Annotated in this window: 13 protein-coding genes; 5 read left to right on the forward strand and 8 right to left on the reverse strand. The window is 35.7% G+C overall.

Annotated elements, in window-relative coordinates; genetic code table 11:
* Window positions 1-369 precede the first annotated feature (369 nt).
* The gene (locus tag QL229_RS12645; protein ID WP_281546960.1) at window positions 370-1,653 is read left to right on the forward strand and encodes a sugar MFS transporter; all 1,284 of its coding nucleotides are present in this window, start codon (window positions 370-372) and stop codon (window positions 1,651-1,653) included.
* 901 nt (window positions 1,654-2,554) lie between these two features.
* On the opposite strand, the gene QL229_RS12650 is transcribed toward QL229_RS12645, so the two are convergent.
* Window positions 2,555-3,823: a hypothetical protein gene (locus tag QL229_RS12650; protein WP_281546961.1), complete on the reverse strand. Its 1,269-nt coding sequence runs from the start codon at window positions 3,821-3,823 to the stop codon at window positions 2,555-2,557.
* A 77-nt stretch (window positions 3,824-3,900) separates the two neighbouring features.
* On the opposite strand from QL229_RS12650, the gene QL229_RS12655 reads away from it, so the two are divergent.
* The 4 genes from QL229_RS12655 (at window position 3,901) to QL229_RS12670 (ending at window position 9,427) form a co-directional block, all read left to right on the forward strand.
* Window positions 3,901-5,031: a tyrosine-type recombinase/integrase gene (locus QL229_RS12655; protein WP_281546962.1), complete on the forward strand. Its 1,131-nt coding sequence runs from the start codon at window positions 3,901-3,903 to the stop codon at window positions 5,029-5,031.
* A gap of 112 nt (window positions 5,032-5,143) precedes the next feature.
* Window positions 5,144-5,350, forward strand: a complete 207-nt coding sequence (locus QL229_RS12660; RefSeq protein WP_281546963.1) for a hypothetical protein — start codon at window positions 5,144-5,146, stop codon at window positions 5,348-5,350.
* Window positions 5,347-7,068: a DUF927 domain-containing protein gene (locus QL229_RS12665; RefSeq protein WP_281546964.1), complete on the forward strand. Its 1,722-nt coding sequence runs from the start codon at window positions 5,347-5,349 to the stop codon at window positions 7,066-7,068. The genes QL229_RS12660 and QL229_RS12665 overlap by 4 nt, the downstream gene beginning before the upstream one ends.
* A gap of 1,381 nt (window positions 7,069-8,449) precedes the next feature.
* Window positions 8,450-9,427 carry an AbiH family protein gene (locus tag QL229_RS12670; protein WP_281546965.1) on the forward strand — a complete coding sequence of 326 codons (978 nt, stop codon included), beginning with the start codon at window positions 8,450-8,452 and terminating at the stop codon, window positions 9,425-9,427.
* A 238-nt stretch (window positions 9,428-9,665) separates the two neighbouring features.
* Here the strand turns inward: QL229_RS12670 and QL229_RS12675 are convergent, their stop codons facing one another.
* From QL229_RS12675 to QL229_RS12705, 7 genes are all read right to left on the reverse strand, one after another.
* Complete coding sequence (locus QL229_RS12675) at window positions 9,666-10,406, reverse strand: DUF3883 domain-containing protein (protein ID WP_281546966.1); 741 nt, start codon at window positions 10,404-10,406, stop codon at window positions 9,666-9,668.
* Between the two features lie 333 nt (window positions 10,407-10,739).
* Complete coding sequence (locus tag QL229_RS12680) at window positions 10,740-11,198, reverse strand: hypothetical protein (protein ID WP_281546967.1); 459 nt, start codon at window positions 11,196-11,198, stop codon at window positions 10,740-10,742.
* A gap of 288 nt (window positions 11,199-11,486) precedes the next feature.
* Window positions 11,487-11,933: a hypothetical protein gene (locus QL229_RS12685; protein WP_281546968.1), complete on the reverse strand. Its 447-nt coding sequence runs from the start codon at window positions 11,931-11,933 to the stop codon at window positions 11,487-11,489.
* 169 nt (window positions 11,934-12,102) lie between these two features.
* Window positions 12,103-12,507 carry a DUF2787 family protein gene (locus tag QL229_RS12690; RefSeq protein WP_281546969.1) on the reverse strand — a complete coding sequence of 135 codons (405 nt, stop codon included), beginning with the start codon at window positions 12,505-12,507 and terminating at the stop codon, window positions 12,103-12,105.
* An 80-nt stretch (window positions 12,508-12,587) separates the two neighbouring features.
* Window positions 12,588-13,094 (reverse strand): hypothetical protein, encoded by a 507-nt coding sequence (locus tag QL229_RS12695; RefSeq protein WP_281546970.1) that lies wholly within the window; start codon window positions 13,092-13,094, stop codon window positions 12,588-12,590.
* A gap of 101 nt (window positions 13,095-13,195) precedes the next feature.
* Window positions 13,196-13,555: a hypothetical protein gene (locus tag QL229_RS12700; RefSeq protein WP_281546971.1), complete on the reverse strand. Its 360-nt coding sequence runs from the start codon at window positions 13,553-13,555 to the stop codon at window positions 13,196-13,198.
* Window positions 13,556-13,663: 108 nt separating this feature from the next.
* Window positions 13,664-14,839, reverse strand: coding sequence for a site-specific integrase (locus QL229_RS12705; protein WP_281546972.1), 1,176 nt, complete (start codon window positions 14,837-14,839; stop codon window positions 13,664-13,666).
* Window positions 14,840-15,525 lie beyond the last annotated feature (686 nt).

Here is a 15,525-nt window from a genome sequence, read left to right on the forward strand (position 1 = left end):
AGAGTCCGTATATAAGCCAGCATCTAATCTTTATTTAATAAATACTCCGTTGACAAAAAACGGGGAGTCCATATAAGTGCACAGAGGCGCTGCGCGCTACACAGAGAAAACCAAATGATCACAAAGAGGATAAGAGAGCGCTACGCTTAAGAGAAAGTAATGTTTTGGCTTTCTCATTATCTTCTCATTCACTTCTCTTTGTGAATAAACCTTCGAGCGAAATAAATTTCATGGCTACGGTATCTAAATAAGTATGTCAGCGCTGTCATTTTTGTTGCGATAGTGTTATAAATATTTAATATCTCTTTTATATAATCATCTGAATGAACAGTATTGCAGAATCGCTGTGTGCTGTGAGTGGGAAATGTTATGTCAGAAACGAATAAACAGAGCAGTATTGTGCCTATGGCGATTGTGGCCACGCTGTTTTTTATACTGGGTTTTGCTACGTGGTTAAATGGCTCATTGATGCCGTTTTTACAGCAAGTTTTGCAGCTTTCACCGTTTCAGGCATCGCTGATTATTTTCTCGTTTTATATCGCCGTGACTTTTACGGCTCTACCTTCAGCAATGATCATCAGAAAGGTAGGCTATAAAAATGGTATGGCGCTAGGTATGGCGACCATGATGGTGGCTGGTTTACTATTTATTCCTGCTGCAAAAACGCAGGTGTTTGCACTATTTTTATTTGCACAGCTTGTGATGGGGGCAGGGCAAACATTGCTACAAACAGCGGTTAACCCATACGTCGTAAGAATTGGCCCAGAAGAATCAGCCGCGGCTCGCGTTAGTATTATGGGTATATTAAATAAAACAGCCGGTGTTGTAGCACCAATCGTGTTTACCGCACTGATACTCAGCGATTTTAAAGGCTTTGTAGGTAAAGAGCTTAGCCAAACTGATATTGATGCTATGGCAAATGGTTTAATATTACCGTATTTAGGGATGGCAATTTTTATTGGTATACTTGGTTTTGCGGTTACTAAAATGCCATTGCCAGAGTTGATCGATGATTCTGATGAACAAAAACCGGGGCAAGTAAAAGAAGCGCTGAGCCATCCAAGTCTTGCATTAGGCATTGTGGCACTTTTTGTTTATGTGGCCGTTGAAGTAATTGCCGGTGATACGATTGGTAGCTTTGCGTTGTCATTAGGTGTTGAAAAATATAGTGTAATGACGTCATACACTATGGGTTGTATGGTGCTAGGTTACTTTTTAGGGGTGTTACTTATCCCACGCGTGTTATCACAGCAAGCAGCGTTGACTATTTCTGCTGTATTAGGTTGTGTGTTAACTCTAGCGATAGTTACTGGTAATAATGAAACTGTATTTATATCAACACTGTTTAGCCTAAAATCGGTACTGCCTGATACACTATTGCTCATTGCTGTGCTAGGCTTTGCTAACGCCATTGTATGGCCTGCAGTTTGGCCGCTAGCATTATCTGGTTTAGGTAAGCTAACTAGTGTAGGCTCAGGTCTACTTATAATGGGCATAGCTGGTGGCGCATTCGGCCCGTTATTTTGGGGTTTGGCAAGTGGCGGCGTAAAAAGCGCAGAAGCACAACAAATGGCTTATATTGTAATGTTGCCTTGTTATTTATTCATACTTTTCTATGCTGTTAAAGGTCACAAGATGAAAAGTTGGAAGTAATTATGGGGTTGAGGTTAGGTGTAAAGTGCACAGCCTTGAACTTTGAAAAGCATTTCTAGTAAATAGAAATAATCCCGTGTGTAATGCCACCGAAAGGTGGCATTTTTTTGCCTGCAGTTTAAGAGCCGCGCTACACAGAGAAACCAAATTATCACAAAGAGATTATGAGACGCTTCGCTTAAGAGAAAGTAATATTGTGGTTTCCTCATTCATTTCTCTTTGTGCGTAAATTAATTGAACCACAGAGTACATAGAGGCGCTGCGCGCTTCACAGAGAAAACCAAATGTTCACAAAGAGGATAAGAGGGCACTTCGCTTAGAGGAAAACAAAAAAGCATTATTATTACTTCCTCATTTTCTTCTCATTCACTTCTCTTTGTGCAAAAGAAATATTGAACCACAAACAACCCCGAACAGCCAAAGCTGACAGCTTTTAGAATTGAAATCAGTCGATGAAGATAACACTAAATCTTGAAATTAAAATAGAAAATATCAGTGAAATATAGGGATTTACTAAGGGGGAGAAGTGGGGCGACTGATGGGGCTTGAACCCACGACAACCGGAATCACAATCCGATACTTACTATTGTATCTTTCTACATCTAGTATGATTGTCGAGTAAAAAAATAAAAAAGAAAAGTATTTATCAGTAAATGGTTAGATTTAATGGTACTCCAACACTCACAGTTACTTCCATACCCTTCAGTAAGCGAAGCAAAGTGAGCGTCTATTTTTCACTAATATAAACAATGTTAATTTTATATCCATTCATGATCGTGCGGCTGAAGTTTCTCTCATCTTCACCGGGTTTTAACCTTACGAGGTGGTAACGACTGAGTATGTGGTCTCTTAATGTTGCAAAATAGATTTAAATATAATGATAGGTTCCTAATTTTCTTATTTAAAAAATGCCTGGGTATAACAATGAAGGTAAATTAGGCTTATTAAATCCATCACTATTTATTAATGATTCAAACGCTTTTTTTCGTTCTGATGCAGTGTCCTTGCCGTTAAAAAACTTTTCTAGACGTTTTCTAGACTCAGTGACCTTTTCACTGGAAAGCTGGGCATACTTATTGAAGTCAATAAATGAGAAATCTGGCTTGGTATAGCTTTTGGCTTCAGGGTTGTTTTCAATTCTAAGAGCTTTTATTGTTTCATTCCACCAAAAAGGGGTTATCAAACTTGAACGGGTGTCACATTTATTATTTAATTTTATTGTGATAATAGAGCCAGATGTTTGACATAGTAAATACCCAAGTGTTTGTCGGATTGCTTTAATATCATATTTGACCTCTCGCTTACCTTGTGTGTTTTGTGCCTTTTTAACTTTAAGTAATGAAAAGCTTTTGTATTTCCTCATATCAAACTTGTAGTTCGCAATAAGATGTGTTGCATCATTACTTGTGAAGTCGTTAAAGCTAACTTCTGTGTGTATGTTGAGATTATTAGAGTTTTCTCTATGTGATTCTGAGATGTTTATTAATTTATAATCTGTTGCATTAATTTTTTGTGGATCAAATAAGTCTGCTAGTACATTGCGCCTTCCTTGTTCAGGTAGATGTAAGCTGCGGAGTAAAACATCCCAAATTAATGGGAAAAGAGAATGGCCTAATTCACCTTGGTTGATTGTAATATGCTGCCAGGCCCCATTTCTGATGTTATCTTTCTTTGACCGTATTTTTTGAGAATGTGGGAGTATTATTGACACTACACATTCTTGGGGACATTTATCATTTTCTTCTCTTTTTGGGGGGAATACTTTATCTACAAATGTTACGAACTTCTGAAAATCGCTTATGTAGTCATAGTAAGTTGACTGTTTGTCGCAAGAATAGGTAGAGTTAAGTTTCCAAGTGTTTTCAATTTTTTGGGAGTTGATGCTAGGTTTAAGCCTATAATGGCTAATTAATTTTAGAAGTTCATCAAAGTTTAGATTATCTATAGAGGCATCAGCTAGCTTTTTTCCCTTGCTAACTTCTCTTAATAATCGTTGTAATTCAGTGTTGCCTGCATTAACAATTTTATTTTCTATCTCAATGCTCTGATCGCTATTGATTAAACTATTAATGTTGAGTAACTGCCCTATTAAGTTTTTATGACTTTTAGTTATTTTATCCGTTAGCAGTAAGTTTAAATGCACATCAAGTGGATTGGTTTCTGAGCTCATCTAGGAAATTCCTATTTTCGAATTATTGACGATAGTTTTGAGGTTGAATGCTTTTTTAATAGTTGAAAGAGCTAAACATGAAGCACAGAATTAATCTAACAAAATCATTAATCGAAAGTCTAGAATCAAATCCCAATAAAGAATATGTTGATTTAGTTGAGCCGAGCTTGAGGGTTATAAAATCGCAAGCTAAAACAACATTAATTGCACGTGTTTTTTGGAAGAGACAACGGTACTATGAACGGCTTGGAACATTTCCACATTTAAACATATCAACAGCTAGAAAAATTGCGGCCAAGTTTAAGCTAGATGTACAGTTAGGTACTTATGAATGTGTTCGTCAAAGCAAGCAGTTTTCATACTTTTATCAAAAGTGTTATGTACCACATATAGCAAAGAGTATTCGTAGCAGTTCAGATTACATTGATAAATTAAAAAATGTATTCCTACCTGTACTTGGAAGTAAACGGCTTGCTGAAATCACTCGCAATGATATCAATTCGGTACTAATGGCTAGACAAAAAAAAGTATCGCCAGCTACTGTTAATCGAGATTTATCTGCAATAGCTTCGCTATTTAAGTTCGCAATACAAGAGGGACAAATTCTCGAAAGCAAGAACCCAGTTAAGCAAATTAAAAAGCTTCCTGAGCATAACCAAAATACCAAAACCTTACCAAACAGGGCACAAATAAAGCGTATTATTGATTACTGCAAGTTATGCTCTGAAGAACATTTTTTAGCGAGTCGTTTTATATTACTTTTGATGTATACAGGTTGCCGTCGTGGGGAGTTACTTCAATTAAAAAAGGTTAATATTGATTTAAATGAGAAAAAAGTCACTATCTCAAAAACTAAATCAGGCCACCCTTATCAAATTCCTATTAACGATAAAGCAATGCAAGTTGTTAATGATTTAATGGCTTTTACCTGGAATGAGTATTTATTTCCATCATTAAACTCCATTACCAAACCAATGGCACCTCCAAGGCGTTTTTTAGTTAAATTAAAAACTGATCTAAGCCTTGATGAGTTCACCTTTCATCATTGCCGCGCAGTGTTTGCAACAATTGTTGCGTATGACAATGTCTTTTTGGCACAAAAGCTACTAAATCACAAGGACATAAAAACAACTAGCCGGTATCTATACGCCGATATGGAGTCGCTAGCTACTGCTTCACAAGAGGCGGTTAGTTCTTTCACAAGGTAAACAAGCCATACACACATGAATTAAAAATCTAGGAAATTTTTGTTTTGCAACATTCATTTTACTCACTCTTATATTCTTTGATTATCGAATTAAAAATGAAATAGGAAATTAAATGGCAAAAGAAAATAGTATTAAATTTTTAACGATAGAAGAGTTAGCACTTAGGTGGCGTGTATCTAAATCATGGGTTGATAAAGCTAAAGCTTTACATCCTGAGATGTTACCTAATTACATAAAAATTGGGCGGTTAATTCGATTTCCGCTAGATGAAGTGATTAAGTATGAACAACAGTCTTTAAATCAGGTTGAGGGCGAATGATGGATATTGATGATGATAAGTTAATTGAGTTTTATAAGAATGATTTAGTTCTGAAAATTTCTGCTGGAGCAATCATTCCTGAAGGTTTAATTGCTACACCTGATGGCCTACTTGTAGGGATTCGATTAGCATTGAATGAAAAAGAATTTCCGTTAAACCTGGACCTTATCAATAAGCTTTTAAGAACAATGCAAACAGAATTGTTAAAGCAAGGTGTTGCTATAGAGAGTAAAGAGGCAAGGAAGTTAATAGATTATGCCGCTAAGTGGATTAATTCAGAGAGTTTGCTGGTGAAATATATAAAGCCAATACGAAATGGTTTTATTGATAATTCTCTTATATATGTCTTAGGTCGTCGTGTTTTTATAAATGATGAACAAGCAAAGGGGTGTAAAGCTTTGCCCTTCGAACTACCAGGAACATTAGATTCGGCATTTGAACCGAAAGGATGTAAAGAGGCTTATTACAATATCATCCTTAATAAGCTAGCACCATATTTTGTCGTTGTTACTGTATTAATCGCATTATCAGGCTGTCTTGTTGAGTTTGTAAACATTGATGGGGGAGGCTTTCATTTCTTTGGTCCATCTGGTGTTGGTAAAACGATACTACTAAAAATAGCTGCATCAGTTATAGGGTCATCTGCTGCACCTGATCAAGGCTCTCAAGATGGTTGTTATATGTTGAGTTGGGGAGCAACGAGGAACGGTATAGAGGCTAAGTTCAATCTTTACAATAATGGATTATTAATTTTAGACGAACTTGGTAAGTATGTATCTAATAACTTTGGGGAAGATGTTTATAGTCTTGCCGGTGGTGCTTTTAAGGAGAGAATGAATTCAGAGCTTGAATCGTCAGCCGTTTCAAAGCCTGTTAGCTTCATGCTTTTATCTAGTGGTGAGCTTTCTGCGCAAGAGTTAATCATGCGAAGAGGTGGGTCTTCTTTAGGCCAAGGTAAATCGGTTAGGATGCCTGGGATACCTATAAATAGCAGTGATCTTAATTATCCAGCATTATTTCCTGATTCAGAAATGGCTTCGAAAGCATTTGATGATGCTATTAATGAAAATAGTGGAATTTTATTCACAAGTTTTATCACAGCGCTTCTCAATCATAAATCAACATATAGTGAACTAAGAGAAGATGTTAGAGAACGATTTGAATCTACCTTAGCTGAAATGAAGGTTATGTTCCCGAATAATGGCTCGATTGAGTCGCGAGTTCTTAAACGATTTGCTTTATTCGTAGTTGCAGGTCAGTTAGCAAATGAGTTTGGTGTATTACTGTGGAGCAAGGAGAGAATTATGGATGCTATTTCATTTGTATATGAACGTTACTACAGCTATGAGCCAAATAGGCTGAGTGATGCAGAGATTGCCTTAAAGCTCATAAAACAAAAGTTACAATCTGAGCAAGGTAATTTTATTCGAGTCAAATCGACCTCAGTGCCTAATAAACATTATGGGTATATTAGTGATACTCATTATTACATTTATCCAGAGACCTTTAAGCGTTGGCTTAGCTCTGCCAATGAATCCGAAGTTATTCAACTTTTAGTAGATAAGAATTTTCTCAAAAATGAACCTGGGAGAAACACCCTAAGAACAACAGAACATTTACCAAAGCAAGCTAATGTTAGAGGCGCCAATAGCCACAATCATAGGAGAGAGACCTTCTTTTGTATTGCCCGTGAAATTATATCGTTAGAGTTTGATTAATATCGAAGCTGACAATAACTAATGAAACAGGCGAAGTTTTTATGTATCGGCTTGCTCTATTCCAACTTGGTTTTACTCACATATGATGGAGAAGAGTAATTAACTATGAGAGATAAGATCAAGCTTAACTGTTAGATTTAATCATTTTGGGGCTAAAGTGAGTTGTAAAAGTTACTTAATTAATCAAATAAGAAAAGCTGTAAGAGATGGTGCATTACCCAGGGTGTTCACGACTAAGGATGTCAAAAATTGGGTTAGAGTGTATGGGATTACGAAGCATGATGGAGCTAATTTCGCTGAGAGTAGCATATCTTCGATATTATCAAATTCTTCAAGGAAAAATATTGGCTCTTCATGTAGGAATAAAAAAATGCTGAGATCAAAAGCAATCAATGGAGTAATAAGATGTTATTGGTTTCCATAGTGTAAGATTTTTGGTAGGTTTGCTCTGTTGGTTGAATGATTAGTGCTAGATACTATATTCCTTGTGAGCAAACCATATTTTTAATACTCTCTCAGAGTTTCTTGTTTCAAACTACCTCCCGCATTTCCCGCATTTCCCGCAAAAAATTCTACATTTGAATTTTTAAACCTAATTATATTTATCAATTTGAAATATTCGGGAATTTTATTTTTTCTTAAATTTTCTTTTGGTTATAGTTACATTGGAAGATGTAAGCTAAGCATTTAATCAATAGTTAAATAGCAGTTTTATTTTGTAATTTTGAGCTTTCCGTCAAATTAGTAGTGAGTAAATTACAAAATAAAACTGATATGGTGTAGTTTTAACTTGCTTTGGGTAACAATTATGTAGATTAAAATCTTAAGGAAATTGATGTTTAAAGACGCAAAAAAACTCATACAGAATAGTATCTATGATAAGGCGTTAAACTCACCTGATGTAACTACCAAAACAAAGAATGTAATTAAAAGCCATAAGACGTGGCTAGATAGCTTTAAAACAGTTGGCGACATTTATCGATTTTTGCAGTAGGCAATAAATTCAAACTCTGGGAAAAGCTTAAGAGTTGAACTAGAGCACAATAATATAAATACTTATGATTATATAATCAGTAAGTTTGAAAAGCAGTATAGATCTGAATTAACGTTGGTGACAAAGCTCGCAGACTTTAAGCACAGAGAATCTTATATCTCTCGTGAGCTTTTGATGTCTATTGGTAAGTATGACACTCGTTTAGGGGGAATACAGCTACATGAGAGCTAAGGTACTACCAAAGAAATTGTTATTAAAGCTACCTGATAATTAATAAAAGCAAGTTCATGGACTTATGGAGCTTGTCTTTGTATTAAGAAACAAGAGCCTTGTTAATATGAATTGGGGTGTAAGGTTAATTAATTTAATTGGATGTATGACGATAGTATGAATGTTGTGTACTTTATAGGTAATGGGTTTGATTTAAATCTTAATTTGAAAACTAGTTATCAAGACTTTTTAGAATTCTATAAAAAAGTTAAAAATGATTCACCTAAGATATTCGAGTTCAAGAGAGAAATAGATGAAAACTACTTAGATTGGGTCGATCTGGAAGTTAACCTAGGTAAGTATACGGAAAAGCTTGGCTCCTCAGCATGTTTTGAGGAAATACACAGAGATCTGATTGATGAACTTGCTAACTACTTAACATTAATTCAAGATGATTTTTCAAAAAAATATCTTCACAAAATAGATAAAAATAAATTTATTAAAGACCTTTATTCACCTGAAAAATATTTGGACACTGCAAATTACAGAGCGATAAATAGTTATTTTAAAGCACAAAAAAATATTAGAGATGTAACTATAATCACACTTAATTATACGGATATTATTGAGTCAATATTAGACTTGAGTAAAGGTAAAGCTAGGTATTCTAATATCCCTGTTGATATGTCTTCTTCAGCTCCAACTGAAAAGTTAAATATACAACAAATACTTCACTTACATGGAACTGTAGAAGAAAATATGGTTTTAGGAGTAGACAATATTAATCAGGTTCTGAATGAGAATTTAAAAACAGAGCTAGATGTGCAAGAGTCTATTGTTAAACCCTTGTGCAACCGTGTAAGTGGTCATGCGATTGACCAAGATTGTATACGCCGATTAAATAGTGCTAATTTAATATGTATTTTTGGCTCTTCTATTGGTGAAACCGATGAAACTTGGTGGAAGTTGATAGCGGAACAAGTGAAAAAAAGGGACTGTAGGCTTATTGTGTTTATGCATGAGCCAAACCTAAGCAAAAGGAGAGGTCAAGAAAAACGCAGGCTTGCAAGAGCGTGCTGGAAACGTTTTTCTAATGATGAACTTCCTGAAAATAGAGTGTTCTTTGCATTTAATAAAGAAATGTTCAAGCTTTAAAAAGCTGATTTTGCGCGTATATAGTTGGGAATGTGAAAGAAATAAGCGAATAGAAGCTTCGCAAGGATTAGAAAATAGTTTTGTAATTAAAGCATGCCAGTAATTTTATAGCCTTTTGTCGTGCTCGTTCAGATTCATTTTTAGGCAAAAACATTTGAGAGCCAAAAGACGGCTCTGTTTAATGTTTTCTCGAGTAGCCTGACAATATAAGGGACAATTATTTACTTTTCTTGATTTACTATATTTGTGAAATTCTACATTCCCAACATAAAGGTTCGAAGTTGAAAGCCTTTTCCATTTCTTCAGCGCTATAAATGGATAATTCTGGGGTATCTAAAGCATTAGAAACAATTGCTAAACGCCATAGCGGATCAACAGACTTAGCACGCTCATTTCTGGAAAGGAAAAAGCGCTGCTCATCAAGTGAAGTACCTTTAACTTCGATTTTTACAACCGCCTTATTCTTTTCTGCAAACAAGTCATAACCACAATTGTCACTTTGCCGATCTGAAATTGAGTATCCTTGATTTTCATAGTGGGCAATAACATATTCAATAGCTGCAAGCTCTACTTTTTTACGTCTCAGTGGATCAGGGAAACTGCTGGAATTTACCTCTACTTCATAACTGTCCTCTGCCGAAAGAAACAGTATCCCACTAACTGTTTCTGCTGTACGGTGTTTGCGGTGTTTTTCAATAACTTCTGGATCTTGTGAAAATATATCAGCTTTATATTTGCCTAGGAACTTCCAAGAATTGGCAGCCTTTTTTAGATAAACAGGTACATATTCCTGCTGTTCCACAAATAACCTGGCCCTTTTCTTAATATTTACACCATTACCCACAACAATAATTTCAGGTGCTTCGGGATTCAGCTTTGTTGTAATGGCTAAACCTTTAACGATATTGTTCTTGGTTCGAATATAAGAATCTCCGCCTGCCAGCTTTTCTGAAAGTTGAGTAGTAGTCAAAATGGTCATTGTATTTCCATAGTTATGAGTAAATCGGCTAGTTTTATATTGCTCTGATGCTAAATTTTATTACTAACAAAATTGTTAACTAATTACTACATATATCGAAAGTTGGTCATTTCTCTTTTCCTTAAGAAAAAAAGAGTAACTGGGTCGTACTTCTAGTTATATGATAGATTTTGAAAATTTGATAAAAAATTATTAGAGTGATGAACGTTGTTATCAATAATATTTATATTGTCATCTTAAGTATAAATGCTTTTCTTTATTAAAATTAATAAGTTGTATTAATCCATGGTTCAATGTTGTTTTCTCAGGATGTAAGGCGAACTTTATCTATTCTTATATTTTATCAATAATTTGAGAGTAGTTATTATTATTTGAAATCAAGTAAAAATCACTGCTCGCACCTTCAGTAAATGAGCAAGCGAGAACTAAGAGCCCCTTCTCACTAATAAGACCCTCAACGTCTTCTGCCCAAAGGGCAAAATTTTCAATCGAGCTTTGTGGGTTTTGTATATTGTAGGCTCGGTATGCCAGCATATAATTTATGGTGCCTGGGTTTTGAGCTTTGTAGTCAATAAGCGCCTCTTGGCTTTCTAGTATTTTATACCCTGATTGACACTCCTCAAGACACTGCATAAGTTCTCCAAAGTCAATCTCAACGAATGTGGCACTTTCAACGATGTCTATAAGTTTATATAGCAGCTCATCAGGATAAGCATCACCAACTCGGCTTTTTAGGAGCTGATAAAGCTCGTCAATTTCTTCTTTTAAAAATGGAACCCATTCTCTTCCCATCTACTGCTCCTTATTAGGTTACTGTTACTTGGTGTTTAAAGTAATCACTCATTTGATTTCAAAGCTAATTTAAGCAAATGAGTGTGGCATGTTGTTAACTATATTACCAACAAAGCTAACAACAGATTTCTATATTTTAAAAGTTATAGCTCTTATTCCTTCCCTTTTAAAAAGTGACTAGGTCGTTTTTTGAGTATGCTAATACTTAGATCAAGGAGATTGTCTATCTTAGATTAGAATGTATTTGGAAAGTTAGTGTAAGCTTACAGATATAATAAATCTTTGTTGCTAGAATCCCCAAGGCAGCCAATTATCAAATTTAAGCTTTTCCTCCATAGTCATCTCAAGTATCCATAAAAAGTTATTCGCATTCCCGTCAAAGTCACCAATCAAACACCCTGCCACAAATTGATGGCAGTTATCGAATAACAAGTTATATTTTCGTGATGTATTAAGCTTCTTTTTGGCTCTATTAGACGCTATATTTGACCCTACGGGCTTTTTACCACAACATGATACATTTATCGTTGAAGCCGTAGTGCCTGCTGTGAACCTTTCAGGACTGACCATTTCTACTTGACCCTTACCGTTTAGGTGAACAATCTGGTTGCTACCTATGTATATGCCTGAGTGACTTGCTAAGTTAGAGAATAAGTCACAGTAGACAACACTACCTATAACTGGTTTGACACATTTTCTCTCAAACTTATCTAACTGATGAATAATACCTATCATTTTAATATCCATAAATTGAAGTTTATAGCGCCAACCGGATTAGTAACTCGATTACCATTGATTTGAGGTTTTTAGAGCTACTGACATTGATTGACGCCGTCGTTGGCTTGGTGAGTTAGGGGCGCTTACTAGAAGAAAGTAAGCGCCCTAGTTACTGTCTATACTTGGGCTAGTTGGCGTAGACAGTTGTTGTGTAAACATCCATTTTAAAATAAGTGATAAAGTTACTGATGCTTAAGTCACATAACGACTGTGCAGTGTCACCTTTAAGTAATCCGCAACCGGCTAAATAAACTTCACCTTCATTAAAGTTTAGGTTTATATCTGGTCGCAATTCACTTGCATGGTTTATTGCGTGGCAGTCCGTGAAAGTTACGAGTTGCCAATTCTCCTCTGCCTTTTCTAGGTTAATAAACACGGGGTGAAACCCACCTTTTTCATAAGAATAATTAGTATCTTGAAAAGAAAGGTTTATACACTTATCCGTGGGCTTTATGCTATTGATGGCAACTTTTCTAATAATCACCAACAAGTCATCGCTTACAGTAAAGTAAGTCGGCTTGGTTATGTTCATAATGTGCTTCTAATTGAAAAAAGTTGAGGGGTAGGTGTTAAGCAAGCTGGTATGCGCTAACGACAGAGGTGTTGTGTTACTTAGCTTGCCACAGTTGGTTGTGGTAGCGGCTTTAACTTGTTTAAAGCATCTTGCTGATTAGTGATGAGGGGATTTACTTGATGTGAATAAATTCCTTTTTCAGCAGGTACCAACAACGCGATATCTTTGTCTCTTAAAATAGCCGCCAGGAAAGATGCGTTGTTACTAGAAGCTCCGTTTATTACTGACTTAAATATACTGGATTTAAAAGGTTCGTCTTTGTGCTTATCTAGCAACGTGTAAATAGCTTCCATGCTTATCCACTCTTTAGAGAATAGTCCTGCATCACTATTGCTGGTGGCACGAATGTAAAGTCCTTTATCTTGCTTATTTCTAGCAAGCTCAAATCCAATCGTTCCATTTGATTTAGTTGATAACTTACCCGTGAGCCCGACTAATACTGTGTGGTAATCGAGATCAGCTGCATCTGATTTTTCAATGCTAACTTCACTTTGTTCAAAAACGTCAGAGTTAGTTTTAGCATCTTTTTTATCTTGTGTAGACATAATGTTTCCTTAATAAAGTAATTAACATAGTTAGGGTTGTTTGTGCGAGATAGCGGGTTATATAGGGTTTGTCACCATCACAGATGACATGTATAAGCCCGTTAATAAGAGGCAAGAAAGTGAGCTTTGATGGGTTCTGAAATAACCACATAAATACCTCCTCCATTGTCTTGAGTAATAAGTAAGTAAACACTTAAGTCATAATTAAGCTTTTCAACAAACTCAGGGTTATCCAGCGCTTCTTTTAAAACGCTTATGAACTGTTTACTCAGGGTGTGTTTAATGAGTTCTATATCGTCGTGGTGGGTAAATACGACTAAAATTGTTGAGCATGTTTGCCAAAACTCATTTGCTTCATGCTCAGTTGAAAAGGGGAGGTAGAGTTGTTTTACAAGCTCCTCACTGATTTCGTCTTTAAGTGATAACTCATTTCCATTTGGTATTCGATTGAATAATTGCATTGGTTTTCTCCAATAAAAAGCCCATTCCAATAGAAGGAATGGGCTAAATTGATAATTGATTGTGCATTGACTTTTTCAGAGTCGATAATCCAAATAGTGAGGGTTTTACTATTCAAATAGGTCAGATAAGTGTTCACTTGTGCGCTTAAGTGATTCAGATGTTAGTTTGGCATAGCGTTGCGTGCTCACAATTGATGCATGGGCCAATTGCTCTTGTACTAATCTCAAGCTGACACCTGAGCTAACTAGGTTTGATGCAACAGAATGACGTAGGGTATGAATACACACATCTGTATCATCGATGTTTGCGTGCTTTAGTAACTTTTTAAATGTCTTTTTTACACAGCGCAATGGCTTACCAGCGACCTTACTTGCAAACAAGTAAGGGTTGTTTCTTTTGAGCGGAACTACAGCAATAAAAGATAATAAGAGGTCAGTAATATGTACAGTGCGAGGCTTACCTGTCTTGGTGGTAGGGATATAAATAATCCTATTTTTGATATCAATATCTTTTACTTTAATATTCGACACTTCAGAGCGTCTAAGTCCTGTTAATGCAAGAGTCGCAATAAATCCAGAGATGGTTTTATTTGAGTATTTTTTACATTCAGCTAATAGGCGCTTTATTTCGTGTTTAGTTAGGAAGCGGGTTCTTGCGTTGTTTAATTTGTATAGCTTTACTGGCTTACATACATCTTTCTCTACTACGCCAAGCTCTTTTGCATAGCGAGTCATAGACTTCAAAAGCAATAGAACTTGATTACAGGTCGCTGGAGCATAGGTTTTACCATATTTATTGAGGGTTTCAGTTAACTCAATGTGTAATTTCTGGACCTCTATAGTCGTTAGGTCTCTGTATTCCAAGAGTGCAAAACGCTTGTGTAATATCGAGTCCCAACGGTAAAGATCATCGACCCATGTTTTCTTTCGTTTCTTAATCATGGGTAGGTAATGTTCTTTAAAAAACTCTCCCATAGTCATGTGCAATAGTTTGTCATTGCTAGACTTTGGATTTTTGCCTTCTAATAAAGTTAATCGGTGCTTTTGTGCGACTTTTCTAGCTGTAGCAACGTTGATATCACCAAATTTACCGAGCGCCATGCTTTGCTTTTTACCCTGATAGGTATAGCGAAATAAAAAGCGTTTGTTACCTGATTTGCCGACTAAGCACTTCAGGCCTGTAATCTGCGTATCACTGTATTCAGACTCGGTTGACTTTGAGTTTCTGGGATTAGATGGAAGTGATGCAATTTGTTTATCGTTGAACTTAAATTGTTTATTCATATTAACCTCCTGAATATATTCAAATGGTTAATATATGTTTGAAAATAATGGTTAATTCGGTTTTATCTGTGAATCAAAAGATCGAAAAGAGGCTGTTTTATTCATTTTATGTTAGGAATATAGCTCTACAAATCAGACGAACGGCTCATAGTGCTTTTTGGTCGGATTAGCTTGTGTCGCTAGGAAAGTTTTGGGATAGTTTGATGGAGCCATAATGGATACCTCACACAAGAATTTAATAAAGCTCATAGAGGTTTGTTGTTTTTTAAATATTTAAAATCCCTAATACTACCAACCTTTTTTGATGGAAGTTAGGGTGTAAGGGCTGGTTTATCTGAATCGAATGCCAGGGCAGAGAACGCTTGCATAATTGATATTCGAGAGCAAAAGCACTCGATGCAATGAATAGAACTATTTTTGTGAAAAATTTAAGGAAAGTAATGTCAAATACTGCGACAGAGAAGCCAAAGGATAATTATACTAGACGATTTTTGATTTTTGGACTACCTAAATTTTCATCCTTAAATTTATTTACTCGAAAGGCTATTAAATAAAAAACACCGGCCAAAGAATTGACCTTAAATTAAATACCTGTCAAAATTTGTGGAGGATTTAAGATACCAATGGGATGGTGCCTCACAAAAAAAATTGTTAAGCCCTTCTGTGGCATCTACCAAGATAAATTC

The sequence above is a fragment of the Pseudoalteromonas sp. PAR1 genome (genome assembly GCF_947311895.1).
Taxonomy (GTDB): domain Bacteria; phylum Pseudomonadota; class Gammaproteobacteria; order Enterobacterales; family Alteromonadaceae; genus Pseudoalteromonas; species Pseudoalteromonas lipolytica_C.

Bases quoted from the DNA above. Each gene is read 5' to 3' on its own strand.
- QL229_RS12690 (WP_281546969.1), bottom strand. From the start codon at position 12,507: ATGAACATAACCAAGCCGACTTACTTTACTGTAAGCGATGACTTGTTG.
- QL229_RS12660 (WP_281546963.1), top strand. From the start codon at position 5,144: ATGGCAAAAGAAAATAGTATTAAATTTTTAACGATAGAAGAGTTAGCA.
- QL229_RS12670 (WP_281546965.1), top strand. From the start codon at position 8,450: ATGAATGTTGTGTACTTTATAGGTAATGGGTTTGATTTAAATCTTAAT.
- QL229_RS12650 (WP_281546961.1), bottom strand. From the start codon at position 3,823: ATGAGCTCAGAAACCAATCCACTTGATGTGCATTTAAACTTACTGCTA.
- QL229_RS12645 (WP_281546960.1), top strand. From the start codon at position 370: ATGTCAGAAACGAATAAACAGAGCAGTATTGTGCCTATGGCGATTGTG.
- QL229_RS12675 (WP_281546966.1), bottom strand. From the start codon at position 10,406: ATGACCATTTTGACTACTACTCAACTTTCAGAAAAGCTGGCAGGCGGA.
- QL229_RS12680 (WP_281546967.1), bottom strand. From the start codon at position 11,198: ATGGGAAGAGAATGGGTTCCATTTTTAAAAGAAGAAATTGACGAGCTT.
- QL229_RS12700 (WP_281546971.1), bottom strand. From the start codon at position 13,555: ATGCAATTATTCAATCGAATACCAAATGGAAATGAGTTATCACTTAAA.
- QL229_RS12655 (WP_281546962.1), top strand. From the start codon at position 3,901: ATGAAGCACAGAATTAATCTAACAAAATCATTAATCGAAAGTCTAGAA.
- QL229_RS12685 (WP_281546968.1), bottom strand. From the start codon at position 11,933: ATGATAGGTATTATTCATCAGTTAGATAAGTTTGAGAGAAAATGTGTC.
- QL229_RS12665 (WP_281546964.1), top strand. From the start codon at position 5,347: ATGATGGATATTGATGATGATAAGTTAATTGAGTTTTATAAGAATGAT.
- QL229_RS12695 (WP_281546970.1), bottom strand. From the start codon at position 13,094: ATGTCTACACAAGATAAAAAAGATGCTAAAACTAACTCTGACGTTTTT.
- QL229_RS12705 (WP_281546972.1), bottom strand. From the start codon at position 14,839: ATGAATAAACAATTTAAGTTCAACGATAAACAAATTGCATCACTTCCA.